Genomic DNA, 19,226 nt, shown 5'->3' with positions numbered 1-19,226 from the left:
GGCATGGCCCCGAGAGCGCAAGACCATGCCGCGGCGATCGGCTCGGACGCCGCGGCGCCGCCGCTGTTCGACGACTTCGCACGGCACAACCGGCCCGGGCTGGCGCGACTGTTGCGCGCCTGCCACCTGGATGTGGTGTACGTGGGGGCCGAGGGCGACCATCTGATCCGAGCGGACGGCGCCCGCGTGCTCGATCTGGTCGGCGGATTCGGCGCGGCGCTGTTCGGGCACAACCATCCGGCACTGGTGCGGGTGGCCACGGCGCGGTTGAACCAGCAGACGCCGTTCGTCTCGCAGGGCAGTGTCCGTCCGGGCGCCGCCCGGCTGGCCCATCGGCTTTCGGATCTGGTCGGGGCGAGCACCGGGGGTGAGTACGTCGTCACCTTCGGGTCCACCGGCGCCGACGCCGTCGAGGCGGCCGTCCGGCACGCCGCTGTCGCGCACAACCGCCGCCTCGCCGAGTTGCGTACCGAACTGCGACGGACGCTGCGGCGGCTGCGCCGCGACGGACTGCACACGGTACGTCCGGTCCAAGGGCGCGCGACCGAGCCGGTTCACGAGGAAACACGTTCGGCGGCAGCCGTTCTCGAAGACTCGCTGCGTGTGGTCGAGGACGTCGCGCGGCGCGGGCCCGTGTACGTCTCGCTGGCGAACGCCTTCCACGGCAAGACGGCGGGCGCTTTCGCGCTCACCGAGCAGGCCGATACGCCCGCGGACTTGGTGGTGCCCGGCCCCGAACGACGCAAGCTCGACACCTGGGCGCCCGACGAAATCGCCGCGGCCTTCGCCGACGAGCTGCGACCGATCGACCGGATCAGCGTGGACGCCGCAGGACGCCCGGTACTGTCCCGAACCTTCGTCTCCCCCATCGCCGCGGTCTTCGCCGAACCGATCCAGGGTGAGGGCGGTGTGCGTGAGGTGCCTGCGGCGACGTTGCGCGCCCTGCGCGAACTCACCGACCGGCACACGGCCGCACTGGTTTTCGACGAGATCCAATCCGGGATGGGCCGCACGGGCACCTTCTTGGCCTCGGCGCCGTCGGGAGTCGCCGCGGACTACTACCTGCTGTCCAAATCGCTGGGCGGCGGACTGGTGAAGATCTCGGCGCTGCTGGTGGAGCGCGGCGGGTCGGTCTCGGACTTCGGCAGGTACCACACCTCGACCTTCGCCGACGACGACCTGTCCTGCGCGGTCGCGGAAGCCGCGTTGGACCTGTTGCGCGACAACCAGATCCGGATCTCCGATACCGGTGTGCGGCTGCGAGCCCGCCTGGAGGCTGTGGCGCGGCGCTGGCCGCGGGTGCTGGCGGGCGTGCGCGGGCGCGGGCTGCTGCAGGGCATCGAACTCGTCCCGCCCGCGACGGAATCGGCCCTGCTGCGGGAGATCTGTGATCCCGACATGTTCGGCTACGTCGTCGCGGGCTATCTGCTGCACACCCACCGCATCCGGATGCTGCCGACGCTGTCCGCGCCGACCACGCTGCGCATCCAGCCTTCGGCGTTCCTGGCCGAAGCGGATCTGTCCCGGCTGGAATCGGCGCTCGACGAGCTCGCGGCCGTGCTGCACCGCGGCGACTTGGCCACGCTGCTCGCCCATCTCGCGACGCCGGTCACCACGAATTGGCAAGTGCCGGAACCCAAACCACTCCCCGACCGGCACGCCGCCGTGGTGGCACGGGATTTCGGCGCACCGAACCGGGTGGCCTTCCTCGCCAACCTGCCCGAGGCGGCCGATCTGCGCCGATTCGCGCCGGAGCTGGCCGAGTGGTCGGACGCGCAGTTCGCCGCGCTCTTCGAGCGGTTGCGCGGTGTCGCCGAGCCCTTCGAGCTGACCAGGCAACTCGTCACCTCGCCCACCGGCGCCACGGTCGAGGTCTGCCTGATCGCGGTGCCGATCTCCGCGGAACAGATCATCGAATGCCAGCGCGCCGGGCATCGGGCCTGGCTGCGCGATCTGGTGCTCGACGCCGTCGAACAGGCGATCGCCCTGGGCGCCACGGTGATCGGTCTCGGCGGCTACACCTCCATCGTGACCAACGCCTCCCGCGACGTGGTGGAGGACTCCGTCACGGTGACCTCCGGGAATTCGCTCACCGCCGCCTCCGCCTACGAGGTGGTGCGCGGGGAACTGACCCGGCTCGGTCCAGGACGGCGGCGCGTCGGCATCCTCGGCGCGCTGGGCAATATCGGCGCGGTCATGGCGGAACTGCTTGCCCCGCACGCGGATTCGATTACCCTGGTGGGTAGGCCCGGATCGGCGAGCCGACTGCGCCGCGTGGCGGACCAGCTCGCCTCGGGCTCGGTCGAGGTCAGCGAGGATCTGGCCGCGCTGCGGGACTGCGATGTCGTGCTCACCGCGACCAATTCCGCGGCGCCGCTGGTGACCGCGGACCTGCTGGCCGCGGACCATCCGGTGCTGGTGTGCGATCTGGCGGTCCCCGGCGATGTGGACCCCGCCGTCGCCGAGCGGCCGAACATCACCCTGGTCTCCGGCGGACGTATGGCGCTGCCGCTCGGCCAGACACCTCCCTTCCCCGAAACCGGACTGCCCCCGGGCATCGTCTACGCCTGCATGGCCGAGACCGTTCTGCTCGGCTTCGAGCCCGACACCGCGAGCCCCTCGTACGGCGGGCTCACCGCCGCGGGGGTGCACGCCGCGCGCGAACTAGCGGCTCGCCACGAGGTGCGCCCGGTTCTGCTTCCGACAGGAGCTTCCACCGTGTCCGACAACCCGACACCCGCGCCGATGTTCCTCGGCGCGGCGGACTTCGTCCCCGAACGAGCAGGCGGCAAGGCCGCCACCCTGCACGAGCTGATCGTCGCGGGATTCGACGTGCCACCGGGATTCGTGGTGCCCGCCGAGCTCGACCTCGACGCGATCGGCGACGACGACCTCACCCGGTGGGTGCAGGCGCTGGGCGGATTCCCGGTCGCCGCGCGTTCCAGCGGTGTGCTGGAGGACCTCGACGACGCCAGCTTCGCCGGGCAGTACGAGTCCTACCTGGACATCACCGACGTCTCGGCGCTGCGCGACTACATCGGGCAGTGCCGCGCCTCGGTCCACAACGACCGGGTGCGCACCTACCTGGCCAAGCACGGCTACACCGAGGCGAAGGCCACCGTCGCGGTGCTGGTGCAGCGGATGGTCGACGCGCGGTACGCCGGTGTGGGTTTCAGCATCGACGCGCTCACCGGCATCGAGGAACACGCGGTGGTCGAATGCTGCGTGGGTCTCGGCGAACGACTGGTCTCCGGCCAGCTGACGCCCACCCGGTACACGCTGCGGCTGTTCGACGGCACGGTGGTCGAGCGGGACGCGGGCGGCGAAGACGTCGAACTCGCGCCGACCGACACCGAGGGACTGGCCGCGCTGATGCTGGCCGTGCAGGCACACCGGCACCGGCCGCAGGACATCGAGTGGGCCATCGACGGTGCGGGCAAGCTATGGCTGCTCCAGGCAAGGGCCATCACCGCGATCGCCTGGCGCACCGACATCGACCAGTTCTCCGACGCGGATCTGCGCGACGGCGGTGTCTCGGCGCGCGTCTGCACGCCGATGATGTTCTCGTTGTACGACAACGCTTTTCAGCACTCCATGCAGCGATTCTTCGAGCGGCTCAAGCTCGCCGATCCCGGCGTGGAACCGGACTGGATGGCGATGTACTACGGCCGCGCCTACTGGAACGTCAGCGCGGTGAAGAACTGCTTCTTCAAGATCCCCGGCTTCGACGAGCAGCACTTCGACGACGACCTCGGCGTGCTCAACGAATACGGGCCCGAGGGTCCGCACCGCACCCCGACCAATGCCAAGACCATCGCCAAGGCGCTCCCCGCCGCGATGGCCGTCCAGCAGAGCTATCGGGACCAGCTGGCGGCGGTGGACGCGTTCGCCGCGGAATGGCCCGCGAAGTACGCGCTGTGGCGCGAGCGGGTCGCCAACCTGTCGCAGACCGACGAGGCCACCTTCGCCGCCGACCTCACCGACTGCCTGCTGACCTTCCACGCCGCCACCGAACGCACCTACTTCACCACCATCTACAACAACTCGAGCGTGCAGACCGACTTCAAGCAGCTGCTCGACAAGGTCGACGCCGCCACGCAGGGGTCGACCTCGGCCATCGATCTGATGGGCGGTCTCGCCGAGATCAGCCACATGCAGTTGCAGCGCGGCATCGTCGAATTGCACCGCGTGGCAACCGAACACGGGCTGGACAGCGCCGCGTGGGACGCGGCGCTCGCCGAATTCGTCAGCGAGCAGGGCTTCCACGCCGACGCCGAGCTCGATCTGACCTGCCCGCGCTGGTCCGAGGCGCCCGAGCGGGTGCGCTCGATGATCGCGGTCATGCTCCAACACGGCACCGCGCCCGCGGATCCCGAGGTGACACAGGTCGAGCAGCGCAAACGCTACGAGGCCGAGCTCGCCACACTGCGGGCCAGGGTGCGGGCCAAGCCGCTCACCCGAGTGAAGTACGCCAAGGCGATCGACAAGCACGTCGACCGAATCCGGCGCTATCTCGTCGCGCGCGAACGGATGCGGGAGTTCTCCTCGCAGTGCTACGCGATCGTGCGGGCCTACGTGGTGGAAGCGGGCGTCCGGCTGGCCGCGGCGGGCACGCTCGAGCACGCCGACGACGCGTTCCAGCTGAGCATCCACGAGTTGAGCGATCTCGTCGCGGGTCGCGTCGAGATCGCCGAGCTCGCACCCCGAATCGCTTACCGCCGTGCGATGTACGCGGGATACCGGGATCTGACGCCGCCGCACGAACTCGGCGGCGGGGTCACCGTCGGCGCGGTCCGCGAGATCGGCGACGGCGACCTGACCGGCCTCGGTTGCAGCCCGGGCGTCGCCGAGGGCACCGCACGGGTGATCACCTCGCTTGCCGACATCGATCAGCTGCGCGAGGGCGACATCCTGGTCACCCGCTTCACCGATCCGGGCTGGACCCCGGCGCTCGGCCTGGTGGCGGCCGTCGTCACCGAGGTGGGCGGCATGCTCTCGCACGCCGCCGTCATCGGCCGCGAATACGGGATCCCGGCGGTGCTGAACGTCGCGGGCGCGACGAGCGCGGTGCGGTCGGGACAGCGCATCCGGGTCGACGGCAGCGCCGGGGTGATCAGCGTGCTCGATGCGGCGACGGACGGGGGTCCGGGCGACGGCGCGCCGACGGCGGTGACGGAATCCGCGCTGGCGGCGACCGAAACCGCACCAGCGACAGCCGATTCCGCGGCAGCGACGGCCGATTCGGCACCCGCGGCGACCGAGCCCGCGCCAAGCGCGGTCGACCCCGCGACCACAACTGTCGAAGAACCACTCCGCCAGGCACCCCCACGCCCGGCGCCTAGAAGGGATGGACCACTGACCGCACGTAAACGCCTGATCTGCATCGCGGGGGGCGACGGGTCGGGCAAGACCACGCAGGTGGCGCGGATCGCCGCCGAGTTCGAGGCCCAGGGACAGAGCGTCGCCGCGGTCACGATCTGGGACGCCTTCCTGGATCCGAAGGTCTCCTCGAAACTGCCGTGGCAGAGCCCGTCCGAGATCTACGGCTACCTGAAGCTGCTCACGCCGTTGAGCCGCGCGCACTTCCTGTTCCACGCGATGCAGCTGTCGTTCGATCTGGCCGCCGCGCGCGGCGTGGACATCGTGCTGGCGAACGCCTACTGGTACAAGTACTACGCCACCGAGGTCGCGCACGGCGGCGATCCCGCGGTGTTGCGTCAGCTCACGGCGGGCTTCCCGGAGCCGGACCGCACCTTCTACCTGACGGTGAGCCCGCAGGACGCGTTGGGCCGCAAGCAGTTGCGCAGCGACTACGAGAGCGGCTACGGGGACGAGAAGGCGTTCCTGGACTTCCAGCAGCGCAGCCACGACGCGCTGGAGTCGCTGTCGGAGGAGCTGGGCTGGGTGCGCCTTGACGGCACCGCCGCGCCCGCCGAGATCACCAAGGCCGTGCTGGCCCAGCTGCGGGAGGACGAGCAGTGACCCGCCGCGTCGCCATCGTCGGCATCGACGGCGCGGGCAAATCCTCGGTCATGGCGCGGCTGCGCGAGCTGGCGCCGAGCGGGGATCACGTCTCGTTCGCCTCGATGACCTGCCCGGACTTCCACAACACCCGCGACGTTCCGCTCACCGATCTGTCCAAGCAGCTCAGGGCATTCAGCGTCGGCTGTGACGAGATCTCCAGCCTGGAGATGAAAGCCACCGCCATGTACCTGCAGATGACCCTGTTCGGTCCCGTGGAGCGGCACTTCCTCGACACCTGGGCGCCGGATGTCCTTGTCTTCGAACGGCATCCGCTGATCGAGCTGCTGGTCTACGGCCCCCTCTACGTGGCGCTCGCCCGCCCCGAGTGGAACGGCCACGACCGCGAAGCCGAGATCGCCGAGGTGCTCGAACGGCACCGGCCAGGCACCTTCGACGACATTCTGGCCTGGCACCGCTGCGAGTCCACCCGGCTCGGCAGCGCACCCGACATCTGGCTGCTGCTCTCCGAGATCGCCGACCTGGTCGGCCGCGACATCACCAGCTCGGTCGCGGGCTTCGCCGCCCGCTTCCGCACCACGCTGCCGGACGCCGTGCTGTGGCTCGACGTCCCGCCCGAACAGGCGGCCGCCCGCTGCGCGGAACGCTCCGGCGACGATCCGACGGAGGCGCACGAGACCGCGGAGCGCCTCGCCGCCCTGCGCGACGGCTACCTACGGGTGCGCGACACTCTGGCCGCCGCCTACCCGGAGGTCGGCTTCCATCGCATCGACACCGGCGACGGCGTCGACCTGGACGAATCCGTCCGCGCCTGCGTCACGGAAGGAAAACTCTTCGGATGAGTGCACAAACCCGTTCCACCGCCGAGATCGAGGCGCGCGTGCGCGGCATCGTCGGCGAGGTGCTGTGGGTCGCGGCCGACGACATCGACGCGGGCACGCAGCTGATCGACTACGGACTGGACTCGCCTACCGCCATCGAGCTGACCATCCAGCTGGAGCAGGCCTTCGCCATCGAGATCCCCGAAGACGTGGCGGCACAGTTGAATACGGTCGCCGAGATCGTCGAGTACGTGCGGAGTGAGTCGTGAACGCGCCGCTGACCCCGCGACACCCGAGCATCGTGCACGCGCTGCTCGCGAACGCCGAACGCGGAACCGACGGCCCGTCCACGATTTTCGTGCCGGAACGCGGCACCGACGGCGAATTCGCCTGGCGGCACGATGATCTCGCGCTGGCGGCGGGACGCGCCGCGGCCGCGCTCGCCGACGCGGGGGTGCGACCCGGCGATCGGGTCGTGCTGTCGCTGCCCACCTCCCCCGAGTTCGTCACCGCGTTCTTCGGCGCGCTGCTGCTCGGCGCCGTGCCGACGGCGGTGGCGACACCCGGTGGATTCGGTTCGGCGGAGCTGTTCTACGAGAAGTTCCACCGCCTGATCGGCTATCTCGAGCCGAAGGCGGTCGTCGCCACTTCGACCGTACTCGCCGCGGCGGAACTCCCGTCGGGGATGACCGGTCTCGACGGGACGGCGCTGCACCAGCTCGCGGGCGATCCGGACGCGCCCACGCTGCCGCCGCGGCTCCCGGAACCCGGCGACTTGGCGTTCATCCAGGCCACTTCGGGCTCCACCGGGACACCGAAGGGCGTGCAGATCACCCACGCCAATCTGGCCGCGAACTGCGAGCAGATCGCGCTCGCCGCGTCGATGGGCCCGGGTGACACCTGGGTGGGCTGGCTGCCGCTGCACCACGACATGGGGCTGATCGGCGGCTTCCTCACCCCCATGTTCCGCGGCATCGACGCGGTGCTGATGCCGCCGAGCCGGTTCCTGCGCAGTCCGGGCGACTGGTTGCGCGCGGTGAGCAAGTACGGCGGAACCTTCACGGCCGCACCGAACTTCGCCTACGGCTACGCGGCGGCGCGAGTCACCGACGCCGAACTGGCCGGGGTCGACCTGTCGAGCTGGCGGTTCCTGTTCTGCGGCGCGGAGCCGATCCACCCGCCCACCGTGCAGCGCTTCGTCGATCGTTTCGGCGCGTGGGGACTGCCGCCGGACGCCCTTGTGCCCTGCTACGGCATGGCGGAGGCCTCGCTGGCCGTGACGGTCGCGCGCCCGCACGCACCGGTCGCCTACGACTCGGTCTCGCGGCGCGCGCTGACCGGAGACGGTGTTGCGCTGGATGTTTCGGCGGGAGACGCCGACGAGATGCAGATCGTGGACTGCGGCGCGCCGGTGCTCGGCACCGAGGTCCGTATCGTCGACGGCGACGGCGCGCCCTGCGGGGAGGATACAGTCGGGCGGATCCAGTTCCGCGGTCCGTCGACGACCGTCGGCTATTTCCGACTCCCCGACGCGACGGCCTCGGCGCTGTCCGACGGCTGGTGGGACACCGGCGATATCGGCTATCTGCGGGCGGGCAGGCTGCGCATCACCGGCAGGCAGAAGGACCTGATCATCATCCGCGGCGCGAACTATCTGCCCACCGATTTCGAGATCGCCGCCGAACAAGTGGACGGCGTGCGGCTCGGCGGGGTGGCGGCGGTCGGTCACGCGGATGCCGCAGGCCTGTCGGAGGAACTGCACCTCGTGGTCGAAACCGCCGTCGCCGCAGGCGAACACGAGGCGCTGCGGCGTGCGGTGCGGGTCGCGGTGAGCAAACGCACCGGCGTGCTGCCCGCCGATGTCCACATCGTGCCGCCGCGCAGCATCCCCAAGACCACCAGCGGGAAGGTGCAGCGCGCCGAAGCACGCCGCCTGTTCGTCGAGCGGCCTGCGCGCGAACTCGTCGACGCGGGAGGTGCGGTATGACGGCACGCGTCCTCGCCGGTCCGGCGCTGCGACATCCACTCGGCGCCTACCTCGACTACCGCGCCGACCCGCTCACGCTGTTCTACGAGCAGGCCGTGACGCACGGCGGCAGCGTCCGGCTGCGGCTGGTGCATCAGCAACTGCACCTGCTGGTGAATCCCGACCACATCAACCAGGTGCTTGTGACCAACGCGGCAAAGTACGCCAAGGGCATCAGCTACCAGAGCCTGAACTATCTGCTGGGGCCCGGCCTGCTGACCAGCGGCGGCGAACTCTGGAAACGCCAGCGCGCGTTGATCAAACCGGCGTTCGCGCGCAGACACGTCGACACCGAGATCCCGCTGATGATCGCCTGCGGGCAGCGGATGCTGGACCGGCTGGACAAGCGCGCCGCCGACGGCGCGCCCTTCGATCTGGTGCCCGAGGTGATGGGCTTCGCGGCCGACGTGGTGTGCCGCGCGGTCATGGGCGCGGACATCGACGGCGTGCTGCCGCAGATCGAGGACGACGTGCGCGAGGGCGTCTCCTGGGTGATGCGGCACATGGCCGCGCCGATCCAGATCCCGCCGAATGTGCCTACGCCGGCCAATCGGCGCTTCCGCGGCGTCCTCGACCGCTTGCACCGGGTCGTCGACGACGTCATCCAAGGGCATCGCGCCGCCGCGGCGGGCCCGGCCGATTCGCTGCTCAGCCGCCTGCTCGCGGCGCGCGACGACGCGGGTCACGCCATGGACGACGAACAGCTGCGGCACGAAGTGCTCACCTTCCTGCTCGCCGGGCACGAGACCACCGGCGGCGCGCTGGCCTGGACCGTCTACGAGCTCTGCCGCAATCCCTCGGTGCTGCAACGGGTTCGGGCCGAGGTCGACGCGGCGCTCGGTGCGGGCGACGTGGCGGGCGCGTTGCCCGCGCTGGAGTTGACCGGCCGGGCCATCGACGAGTCGATGCGGCTGCACCCACCGGCCTGGGCGTTCAGCCGGACCGCGCTCGAGGCCGACAGTTTCGACGGCTTCGATCTGGAACCGGGCGCGGTCGTGGTGATCAGCCCGTTCGTCAACCACCGCTTCCCGGACTTCTGGGACTCCCCCCTGACCTTCGACCCGGACCGGTTCACCAAGGAGCGCAACCGGGCTCGTCCGCCGTTCCGCTACTTCCCGTTCGGATGGGGCGCGCACCTGTGCGTCGGCCAGCACATGGCGCTGACCGAACTGCGCGTCGGCCTGGCGATGTTGCTGGCGCGGTACGACATCGAGCTGGTGAACGGCCTTCGAGTGCGGGAGAACCCCGAGATCTCCAACACCCCCGACCCGGTGCTGGTGCGACTGGCGCGGCGCGAGCCGGCGGTCCCGGTCGGCGGCAGCCTGGCGGAGCAGGCCCGATGAGCGCACGCCCCCTTGCCCTTTCGATACGCAGAGGCACAGATCTATGAAACCGACGAACACCGGCGCGGTGGTGCCCGCCGCGACGCTGGCCGCACGGCCGGACGCGGCGCCGGAGCACACCGCGCGTTTCGGGGCCAAGGCCGCGAATCTCGGCCGCCTGCTCGCGGCCGGTCATCGGGTGCCGCCGTTCGCGGTGGTGACCACCGAGGCGTGCGCGGAGATCCTCGCGCCCGTCACCGAGGGCATCGCCCAGCTGTTGGGGACCCTCGACCACACCGACCCCGCGTCGCTGCGGTCGGTGTCGGCGGCGATCCGCGGCTTGATCCTCGGCCTCGCGCTGCCCGCCCAGGTGGCGGCTGAGCTCGACGCCGCGGTCGCGGAGTGGTCCGACGTGCGGCTCGCTGTCCGTTCCTCGGTCAGCGGCGAGGACTCCGCTACGGATTCCTTTGCGGGACAGCTCGATACCATCCTGAACGTGGCACCGGCCGGGGTTGCCCACGCCCTGCTGGAAGTGCTGGCTTCGGCCTACTCGGAGCGTTCGCTGTTCTATCGGGCACATCGCGGCCTCGACAACAGTGGCGTCGAGTGCGCGGTCTTGGTCCAGGTGCTCGTCGAGAGCGTGGTCTCCGGCGTGGTCTTCAGCTGCAATCCGCAGACCGGTGACCCGGCCGAATCGGTGGTGTCGGCGGCGCTGGGGCTCGGCGAAGGCGTGGTGGCGGGCACGGTGGAGTGCGACACCTACTTCGTCGACAACGCCTCGGGCTCGATCGTGTCCCGCAACGTCGTCGACAAGCGGAGCCGAGTCGTCGCCGACGCGGGTTCCGGCACCGCCGTGGCGGAAATCGCGGGCGGCAGCGCCGATCCCGCGCTCACCGACGAACGAATTCTCCAGCTCACCCGGACCGCCGCCGCGCTCGCCGACGCCTTCGGCGCGCCCCAGGATGTCGAGTGGGCCTACGACGCGGACGGCACGCTGTTCTTGTTGCAGGCCCGCCCGGTCACCGCGACGGGCGCGCGCGAGACCATCTTCGACAATGTCAATGTCGCCGAGTCCTATCCGGGACTTTCCAGCCCGCTGACGTTCTCGATCCTGCGCGCGGCCTACGAGCAGGTCTTCCGTGCCTGCCACCGGGATTTCGGCGCGACCGGCGCGATCGTGGATCGCAATGCGGCAAGCCTGTACCCGTACCTGGTCGGCACCGCGCACGGACGGATCTACTACAACATCAGCAACTGGTACCGGCTGTTCCTGCAGATTCCCGGCATGGAGTTCGCGATCGAGGGGTGGGAAGCCGCCCTCAACATCGAGAACCGCTACCAACGCCCCGCCACACCGAAACGCGGTCTGGCGAGGCTGCGGATGTACGCGCTGCGGGTGCGGGTCTTCGCGATCATCGGCGCGGGCTGGCTGCGGCTGCCGCGCAGGCTGCGGGCGTTCTTCACCGAGCTGGCCGCCTTCACCGCCGACCTCGACCGCCGCCTCGACCCCGAAACGCCGGAGCGGGAACGCGATCCGGAGGCGCTGTTGCAGTGGATGGAGCGCTGTCTCGGCGAACTGGTGCCCGCGTACTCGGTGCAGATCTTCAACGACTTCCTCGCCCAGCAGCTGTTCCACGTCGTCGGACTGCTGCTCGAACGGCAGGGGCTCGACGAGACCGAGGCGATCACGCTGCGCAACGAATTGTTCTGCGGCGAGGAGGGCGTCGACAGCGTCGACCCGGTGCGTTCGGCGCTCGCGTTGACCGCGACGATCCGCGACGATTCGGCACTACGCGCACTGTTCACCGGCCCGCTGGACGCCGCCACGGTGTGGAAGACGTTGGCGCAGCCCGAATTCGCGGCCTTCCGTGCGGCCTGCCTGCGTCATATCGCGCTGTTCGGCGATCGCACCGTCGACGAGCTCAAGCTCGAAACCGATCCGCTCGGCGAGCATCCCGAACGTCTGGTGCCGATGCTGCGCAACTACCTGCGCGGCGGACAGAACATCGACGAGATGGCGGCGCGGGAGAAGGCGATCCGCCGCGAAGCCGAGCGGACCGCGGCCGCGCTTTTCCGCGACAGCTTCGCCCGGCGCCTCGCCTTCCGCCTCGCGCTCGGCCGCGCCCGCGAGCACGTGAAGCAGCGCGAGAACATGCGATTGGGCCGCAGCCGTTCCTTCGGCCTTGTCAAGCGGGTGTTCCGGGAGTTCGGCAAGCAGATGCACGGCGCGGGGCTGCTCGACGATCCGCGCGACATCTTCTGGCTCACCTACGAGGAGATCGCGGCGCTGACCCGCGGGACCGCCGTCGACACCGACGCCGCCCGCACCGTCGCCACCCGCAAACGCGACCACGAGCGGTGGCGCGACACCGAACTCCCCACCCGGATCGTCACCACCGGCATCGCCGCGGCGAGCATCGACGACCCCGCCTTCGACGCCGCGAATTCGGCAGTCGACGCGACGGCGCAGACCGTGCTGCGCGGCATCGGTTGCGCGCCAGGGCGTGTCGAGGCGCCCGCGCTGGTGCTCGGCACCCCGGATCCCGAGGTCGAGATCGACGGGCAGATCCTGGTCGCCTCGACCACCGACCCCGGCTGGGTCTTCCTGATGGTCGCCGCGGGCGGCCTGGTGAGCGAGAAGGGCAGCGTGCTCTCGCACACCGCCATCATCGGCCGCGAACTCGGCATCCCCACCGTCGTCGGCGTTCCCGGCGTCACCCGCCTCGTCGCGACCGGAGACCGCTTGGTGCTCGACGGACGCGCGGGCACCGCAACGATCGTGCGCGAGGACGAACAATGAGTGCATCACCAGCTACGACCGCCGGTCACGGCGAGAACTTCAGTCTCGAACACTATCTCGACCCGGCGGCGCACACCTTCGAACAGCGCTTCGAGGAATTCCGGCCGTACGTCACGAACGCCAGGGGCAGCGGTTTCGTGTTGCGCGAGATCACCGGCCCGGCCGGACCGGTCGTCCAGGTGCGCGACCCGGACGGCGGCGAGACTCGCGAGCTGATCATGCTCGGTTCCAACAACTATCTCGGGCTCGGCAGCGAGCCGGAGATCATCGAGGCCGCAGTCGCCGCGACCAGGGAGTTCGGCGTCGGCTGCGGCGGACCGCCGTTGCTCAACGGCACCACCTCGCTGCACCGGCGACTGGAGGAGCGCCTCGCGGAGACCAAGGGCTGCGAATCGGCGATGGTGTTCTCCTCCGGCTACGCGGCGAACGTCGGCTGGGTGACCGGTCTGCTGCGCAACGGCGACACCCTGCTCTACGACGAGCAGAGCCACGCCAGCCTCTACGACGGCATCCAGCTCGGTCGCGTCCGGTCGATGGCCTTCCAGCACAACGATCTGCGCCACCTGCGGCACCGCCTGATGCAGGTGCGCTGGCGCAATCCGGGCGCGAACATCGTGGTCGCGGTCGAGGGCGTCTACTCGATGGACGGCGATATCGCGCCGCTGCCGGAGATCCGCGCGCTGTGCGATTCGTTCGGCGCGTGGCTTGCCATCGACGACGCGCACGGCACCGGCGTGCTCGGCGCGAAAGGCCACGGCACCGCCGAGCATTTCGGTCTCGGTGACGGGTCGGTGGAGCTGTACATGGGCACCTTCTCGAAGGTGTTCGCCACCACCGGCGGTTTCGTCGCAGGGTCCAAGGACCTGGTCGACACGCTGCGCTTCTTCGCGCGCTCGTACATGTTCTCGGCGTCGCTGTCGCCCGCGGTGGTCGCGGCGGTGCTCGCCTCGATCGATTTCATCGACGCCCATCCCGAGCGGGTCGCCCAATTGCACGACAACACCGCCTATTTCGCGCGGGAGCTGCGCCGGATGGGTTTCGCGGTGGATCCGCAGACGGCGATCATCCCGATTCTGGTGCCGCAGCGTCTGGCCGTCGCCGAGGTGGTCGCGGCACTGCACCGGGCGGGCGTATTCGTCAACGGCGTCGAGTTCCCCGCGGTGCCACGGGAACAGCAGCGTTTGCGGGTGTCGATGATGGCCACCCTGACCCGCGATCAGCTCGACTTCGCGCTCGAACAGATTTCGACCGTCGCGAGAAGCTTCGGTTTTCATCCAGAACAGGAGGGTGCGGCATGACCGGAACCGCGATCGCCGCGGGCGGCACCGCCGTCGAACGGCTGCTGGTGCACGCGGCACTGGCCGCGCCCAGCGCAGACGAGCGCGCCGAATTGGCCAAGCTGGCCCACGATGTCATCGATTGGGCCGAGTTCTTCGCGCTGGCGAAGCTGAACGCGACGGTGCCGCTGGTGCAGCGCAGGCTGGCGGCCGAGGGACTCTACGAGCTCGTACCGGACGCGGTCCGCGCCGAGTTCGCCGCCGTCACCGACCACATCGCCGCGGTCAACGAACGCAGGCTGGCCGGGGCGCTGGAGTTGTTGCGCCGCTTCGACGAACGCGGCGTGCGCTGCGTGGTGCTCAAGGGGATGCTGTTCTCCACCGAGATCTACGGCGACCCGCGCTACAAGCGGATGAACGATCTGGACATCCTGATCGAGCTGGATCAGGTCGACACCGCCATCGAGATCTACCGGGAGCTGGGCCTTTTCGCGACCTCGGAGCTGCTCGGCAAGGCGCCGAAGGTGCGGTCCGAGCGCTCGCACCATCTGCCCTCCTTCGTCTCGCGCGACGGCGCGTTGGTGGTCGGCACGCACTGGGGACTGATCACGCCGCTGGCTCCGTACACCATCGACTACGGCGCCATCTGGAACCGGGTGCGCCGCATCGACTTCTACGGTGTGCCCGCATGGGCCATGGCGCACGAGGACAACCTGCACCACCTCGGCGTGCACCTGCCGTACTACAAGACCGGCGTGCGCGAACTCGGCGATCTGTGGAACCTCGCCCGCTACGCCACCGACCTCGACTACGACCTGCTCGCGGGCGAGATCGCGAAGGCGGGCACCGAAAGCCTGATGTACCACGCGCTTTCCCTGAGCCACCGGCTGGTGCCGAACCCGGCGTTCGCCGACCTCGTCGACCGGGTGCGGCCGCGGATCAACCGCTTCACCCGCTACGACACGGCCCGCAAGACCGCCGACATCCACGCGCTGCTGCGCAGCCGCTCCACCCACACCTCGCGCATCGAGAAGGCCTACACCGAGTTCAACATGACGGCGCAGGCGCACGAGAAGCGCGCCAGCTTCGGGCGGCTGTGGTCGGATCTGCTGCTGGTGCCCGCCGCCGAGGCGGAGCGGATGAGTTCGCTGCGCGAGCCGAAGGCGCTCGCGGCGCTCGGCGCGCGGGTGTCCGCCCCCTACCGGTTGACCCGGGTGTTCCAGCGCGATCTTGGCCGCTGGCTGTTCCCCGCGGCGCTGGCCAAGACCGTCGTCGACCTCGGCGCGGCCTACGGCGCCGAGCTGGCGCAGCGCGCTGGTGTGCGGGCGGCCACCGCCCGGCCCGGGATCGACGAGTACGCGGCGGAGCTCGGGCTGACCCGCGCCGACCTGCAAGCCGTGCTGGACAGTCAGGAATGACCGCGGCGCACCGCACCGTGCTGTGGGACCTGGACGGCACTCTGGTAGGCCTGCGCAAGCGCGGCTTCAAGACCTTGATGCCGCTCACGGCGGCGCTGGCCTTTCGCGACCTGACGCCGCCGCACCGGTTCCTCCGGGTGCTCGCCGGGGTCCTCCCTGAGGTGCGCCGCAACGAAACCGACCGCACCAATACCGAATTCATGGTCGACCTGCTCGCGGATCGTCTGGATATCGGACGCGAGCGGGTGGACGAGCGACTACGGCGGCTGGCCGAACACGATTTCGTCCGGCTGCGGCGCTGTTTCCCGGCGCTGCCCGAGGCCGTGTCGACGGTGCGCGATCTGCACGACGCGGGCGTCCCGCAGATCGTCGCCACCAATCCGCTCTGGCCGCTGAGCACCGCGACCACCCGATTGCGCTGGGGCGGCCACGATCCCGGCGTCTTCGAGTTCATTACCAGCGGGGAGACCATGCGGCGGTCGAAGCCGCGCGTGGAGTTCTATCGCGAATTGCTCGACAGGCTCGGCCTCGCGGCGCGGGACTGCGGGATGATCGGCAACGACGCCGCCAACGACGCGCCCGCCGCCCGGATCGGCATACCGGTCTTCCTGCTCGGCGTCGCGGAAACCGCTGTGCCGCAGGAGTGTTCGCGAACCGGTCTGGTCACCACGGGAGATTGGACCCGGCTGCGCGTGTGGCTGGGCAACGAGGAGAAGTCATGCTCGTCATCTTGAATCCGCAATCCAACGCGGGTACCGCCCTGCGTCGCTGGCAGCCGGTGGAACGTGTGCTGCGGGAACGTCATCCGGACATGTCCGTCGAACTGCCCGCCGACGCCGACCAAGCCGTGAAGCTGGTGCAAGCCCATCTCGAAAGATCGGACGGCACAACACCGGAGGCGATCGTCGCGGCGGGCGGCGACGGCATGGTGAACCTGGTGCTCAACGCGATCATGGATACGGACACCGATCGGCCGCGCCCCGGCGCGGAGGAGATCGCGCTCGGCGCCATCGGACTCGGCAGCTCCAACGACTTCCACAAGCCGGTCCCGCCCTCGGCCACCCTCGCGGGCGTCGCGGTGCGGGTCGACGCGGCGCGGGCGGAGGCTGTCGACGTCGGCAAGGCGACGATGCTGCTGCCCGACGGCACCCGCGCGGTGCGCTACTTCCTGCTCAACGCGAGCATGGGACTCGTCGCGGCGGGCAATGATTCGTTCAACAACGCGACCGGCGCGCTGGCCTGGCTGAAGTCGCGCAACGTGGAGGCCGCCATCGTCGCCACCGCGCTGCGCAATATCGCCACCCACCGCCCGCTGCGCCTCGAGGTGCGCGGCACCGACTGGTCGCACACGGCGCCGATCACCAATATCGGGGTGCTCAAGAGCGTGCACTTCGCGGGCGGCATGTACTACGACACCCCCGTCACCCGGACCGACGGCCGGTTCGACGTGAACATCTGGGCTGCCGCGGGACGACTGCGCGTCCTCGGCCTGATCGCCGGGCTGTACCGCGGCGCGTTCACCGGATCGCCGCTGGCGATCTGTCGTCGCGACACCACCGTGGAGCTGCGGCCCGAACGGCCCGTCCCGCTGGAGTTGGACGGCGAGATCACCGTGGTCGAATCCGCGCGCCTGGAAGTGCTGCCGCGAGTGCTGAAGGTGTGTGCGGCATGAGCAAAGTCGTACTGATCACCGGCGCGGCCAACGGCATGGGCGCTGCGACGGTGCAGCACTTGGCGCGCGCGGGGTACATCGTGGAAGGGTCCGATCTCGTCGCGGGTCCCACCCACGCGACAGTGGACGTCCGCGACGCCGATGAGGTGTGCGCGTGGGTGAAGGAGGTGGTGGCGCGGCACGGTCGCATCGACGCCGTGGTCACCTTCGCCGCCTACGGCGTGGTCGGCTCGGTCGAGGAGACCGAGCCGGAGGAGGCCGCCGCGCTGTTCGACACCAACGTCCTCGGCACCCACCGGGTGGTGCGCGCGGTCCTGCCGATCATGCGCGCACAGGGCGGCGGACGGGTGATCGTGGTCAGCTCCGGCGCGGGCGCCATCGCCGAGCCCTACGGCGGCTGGTACTCGGCCACGAAGGCGGCGGTGGAGCGGATCGGCGAGGCGATGCGGATGGAGGCGGCCGGGTTCGGCATCGCGGTATCGGTGCTCGCGCCGGGGTGGACGGTGACTCCGATCATCGAGTCGGCGACGCGCGTGTCCGCGCCGCTGCCGGAGTACGACGCCGATCGGCAGGCGGTGCTCGAACGGGTCAGCGGGTACCTGGCCGACGGCCAACCGGCCGCCGCGGTCGCCCGAAAGGTGCAGCACATCCTGGAGACCTCGCGACCGCGCCAGACCTATCTGTGCGGCAATGACGTTCGACTGTCCTTCTGGACCCGCCGCCTCGTTCCCGGCCGCTTGTACGAGCGATTGGTCCTCGACTATTACGGGCTCCGCGCGGGCAGGTGAACCTGCTCAGGTTGTGCGCGTACGCGCGGGCTCGGTTCGGACGCCGCCGGTCGTGCGCGATCCGCGGTGACGTGGGACGATCGCGGAGGTGAGCAGCAATTCGTCCTCGGAGCCGCACCTGCGCGACCTCGCGCGGTTGCGCCGCGTCCGCGATCGTATCGACCGCGAGTACGCCAAACCGCTGGACGTCGAGAAGCTCGCCCGTGACGCGCACATGTCGGCGGGACACCTGAGCCGCCAGTTCAAGCTCGCCTACGGCGAGTCGCCGTACTCCTACCTGATGACGCGGCGCATCGAGCGCGCGATGGCGCTGCTGCGGCGCGGCGATCTCAGCGTCACCGAGGTCTGCTTCGCGGTCGGCTGCTCGTCGCTGGGCACCTTCAGCACCCGGTTCACCGAGTTGGTCGGCATGCCGCCCAGCGTCTACCGGCGCGAGGCGGCGGACGCGACCGAGGGCATGCCGTCGTGCGTGGCGAAACAGGTGACCAGACCGATCAGGAATAGAGAAGCGTCGGCCGGTCCGGCGCAATTAGCCTGATCAGCATGGATATCAACATTCTCGCGAGCTTCCTTCCGCAGAACGACCCGGACGCGGCGCTGGCCTTCTACCGAGACACGCTCGGCTTCGAGGTCCGCAACGACGTCGGATACAACGGGATGCGCTGGATCACCGTCGGCCCCGCCGACCAGCCAGGCACGTCGATCGTCCTCTATCCGCCGCAGGCCTCCCCCGGCATCACCGACGAGGAACGCCGCACCATCGAGGAGATGATGGCCAAGGGCACCTACGCCAGCGTGCTGCTGGCGTCCAAGGATGTCGACGGCGTCTTCGATCGGATCCAGGCCGGTGACGCCGAAGTCGTCCAGGAGCCGACCGACCAGCCGTACGGCGTCCGCGACTGCGCCTTCCGCGATCCCGCTGGCAACATGGTCCGCATCCAGCAGGTGAGCTGACCAGCCCGCCGACCGGCGCCACGAGCCGTCCGAACCGCATCGTGAAGACGTCCCCGTCCGCAGACGGTGGCCGCCGCTCGGCGGCCACCGTGCAGAGCAGGGCCTCACCTTCCGACGCCTCGGCCGGGCGGCTATGAAAGAGACACGACACAAGACTCGAAGCTGG

General features: G+C 70.0%; 13 protein-coding genes. All 13 read left to right on the top strand.

Annotated elements, in window-relative coordinates; all coding sequences use genetic code 11:
* Window positions 1-3 precede the first annotated feature (3 nt).
* The 13 genes from CRP45_RS02655 (at window position 4) to CRP45_RS02595 (ending at window position 19,060) form a co-directional block, all read left to right on the top strand.
* Window positions 4-5,982 carry an aminotransferase class III-fold pyridoxal phosphate-dependent enzyme gene (locus tag CRP45_RS02655; protein ID WP_097243624.1) on the top strand — a complete coding sequence of 1,993 codons (5,979 nt, stop codon included), beginning with the start codon at window positions 4-6 and terminating at the stop codon, window positions 5,980-5,982.
* On the top strand, window positions 5,979-6,824 hold the full coding sequence (locus tag CRP45_RS02650) for a nucleoside/nucleotide kinase family protein (protein ID WP_097243623.1): 846 nt from the start codon (window positions 5,979-5,981) through the stop codon (window positions 6,822-6,824). The genes CRP45_RS02655 and CRP45_RS02650 overlap by 4 nt, the downstream gene beginning before the upstream one ends.
* Window positions 6,821-7,072 carry an acyl carrier protein gene (locus CRP45_RS02645; protein WP_067778148.1) on the top strand — a complete coding sequence of 84 codons (252 nt, stop codon included), beginning with the start codon at window positions 6,821-6,823 and terminating at the stop codon, window positions 7,070-7,072. The genes CRP45_RS02650 and CRP45_RS02645 overlap by 4 nt, the downstream gene beginning before the upstream one ends.
* On the top strand, window positions 7,069-8,790 hold the full coding sequence (locus tag CRP45_RS02640; protein WP_097243622.1) for a fatty acyl-AMP ligase: 1,722 nt from the start codon (window positions 7,069-7,071) through the stop codon (window positions 8,788-8,790). The genes CRP45_RS02645 and CRP45_RS02640 overlap by 4 nt, the downstream gene beginning before the upstream one ends.
* Window positions 8,787-10,172 carry a cytochrome P450 gene (locus tag CRP45_RS02635; protein WP_097243621.1) on the top strand — a complete coding sequence of 462 codons (1,386 nt, stop codon included), beginning with the start codon at window positions 8,787-8,789 and terminating at the stop codon, window positions 10,170-10,172. Before CRP45_RS02640 ends, CRP45_RS02635 begins: the two co-directional genes overlap by 4 nt.
* Before the next feature lie 43 nt (window positions 10,173-10,215).
* Window positions 10,216-12,951 (top strand): PEP/pyruvate-binding domain-containing protein, encoded by a 2,736-nt coding sequence (locus CRP45_RS02630; RefSeq protein ID WP_097243620.1) that lies wholly within the window; start codon window positions 10,216-10,218, stop codon window positions 12,949-12,951.
* Complete coding sequence (locus tag CRP45_RS02625) at window positions 12,948-14,249, top strand: aminotransferase class I/II-fold pyridoxal phosphate-dependent enzyme (RefSeq protein ID WP_067778152.1); 1,302 nt, start codon at window positions 12,948-12,950, stop codon at window positions 14,247-14,249. Before CRP45_RS02630 ends, CRP45_RS02625 begins: the two co-directional genes overlap by 4 nt.
* Window positions 14,246-15,646: a nucleotidyltransferase domain-containing protein gene (locus CRP45_RS02620; protein ID WP_097243619.1), complete on the top strand. Its 1,401-nt coding sequence runs from the start codon at window positions 14,246-14,248 to the stop codon at window positions 15,644-15,646. The genes CRP45_RS02625 and CRP45_RS02620 overlap by 4 nt, the downstream gene beginning before the upstream one ends.
* A complete protein-coding gene (locus tag CRP45_RS02615; protein ID WP_097243618.1) occupies window positions 15,643-16,380 on the top strand; it encodes an HAD family hydrolase in 738 nt (245 codons plus the stop codon). The genes CRP45_RS02620 and CRP45_RS02615 overlap by 4 nt, the downstream gene beginning before the upstream one ends.
* Entirely contained in the window at window positions 16,365-17,318 is a 954-nt protein-coding gene (locus CRP45_RS02610; protein WP_097243617.1) for a diacylglycerol/lipid kinase family protein, read from the top strand. The genes CRP45_RS02615 and CRP45_RS02610 overlap by 16 nt, the downstream gene beginning before the upstream one ends.
* Window positions 17,315-18,106: an SDR family NAD(P)-dependent oxidoreductase gene (locus CRP45_RS02605; protein WP_097243616.1), complete on the top strand. Its 792-nt coding sequence runs from the start codon at window positions 17,315-17,317 to the stop codon at window positions 18,104-18,106. The genes CRP45_RS02610 and CRP45_RS02605 overlap by 4 nt, the downstream gene beginning before the upstream one ends.
* A gap of 88 nt (window positions 18,107-18,194) precedes the next feature.
* A complete protein-coding gene (locus tag CRP45_RS02600; protein WP_097243615.1) occupies window positions 18,195-18,644 on the top strand; it encodes a helix-turn-helix transcriptional regulator in 450 nt (149 codons plus the stop codon).
* 5 nt (window positions 18,645-18,649) lie between these two features.
* Window positions 18,650-19,060 carry a VOC family protein gene (locus tag CRP45_RS02595; protein WP_097243614.1) on the top strand — a complete coding sequence of 137 codons (411 nt, stop codon included), beginning with the start codon at window positions 18,650-18,652 and terminating at the stop codon, window positions 19,058-19,060.
* The last annotated feature ends 166 nt before the right edge of the window (window positions 19,061-19,226 follow it).

Origin of the sequence: Nocardia amikacinitolerans, assembly GCF_900215415.1 — a bacterium.
GTDB lineage: Bacteria > Actinomycetota > Actinomycetes > Mycobacteriales > Mycobacteriaceae > Nocardia > Nocardia amikacinitolerans.
Note: the sequence above shows the minus strand (reverse complement) of the source record. Positions and strands in the feature narration are given on the sequence as shown.

What these genes read in the sequence shown, in the direction of transcription:
- CRP45_RS02620 (WP_097243619.1), top strand. Translation starts at nt 14,246, where the DNA reads ATGACCGGAACCGCGATCGCCGCGGGCGGCACCGCCGTCGAACGGCTG.
- CRP45_RS02615 (WP_097243618.1), top strand. Translation starts at nt 15,643, where the DNA reads ATGACCGCGGCGCACCGCACCGTGCTGTGGGACCTGGACGGCACTCTG.
- CRP45_RS02605 (WP_097243616.1), top strand. Translation starts at nt 17,315, where the DNA reads ATGAGCAAAGTCGTACTGATCACCGGCGCGGCCAACGGCATGGGCGCT.
- CRP45_RS02630 (WP_097243620.1), top strand. Translation starts at nt 10,216, where the DNA reads ATGAAACCGACGAACACCGGCGCGGTGGTGCCCGCCGCGACGCTGGCC.
- CRP45_RS02625 (WP_067778152.1), top strand. Translation starts at nt 12,948, where the DNA reads ATGAGTGCATCACCAGCTACGACCGCCGGTCACGGCGAGAACTTCAGT.
- CRP45_RS02595 (WP_097243614.1), top strand. Translation starts at nt 18,650, where the DNA reads ATGGATATCAACATTCTCGCGAGCTTCCTTCCGCAGAACGACCCGGAC.
- CRP45_RS02635 (WP_097243621.1), top strand. Translation starts at nt 8,787, where the DNA reads ATGACGGCACGCGTCCTCGCCGGTCCGGCGCTGCGACATCCACTCGGC.
- CRP45_RS02610 (WP_097243617.1), top strand. Translation starts at nt 16,365, where the DNA reads ATGCTCGTCATCTTGAATCCGCAATCCAACGCGGGTACCGCCCTGCGT.
- CRP45_RS02645 (WP_067778148.1), top strand. Translation starts at nt 6,821, where the DNA reads ATGAGTGCACAAACCCGTTCCACCGCCGAGATCGAGGCGCGCGTGCGC.
- CRP45_RS02655 (WP_097243624.1), top strand. Translation starts at nt 4, where the DNA reads ATGGCCCCGAGAGCGCAAGACCATGCCGCGGCGATCGGCTCGGACGCC.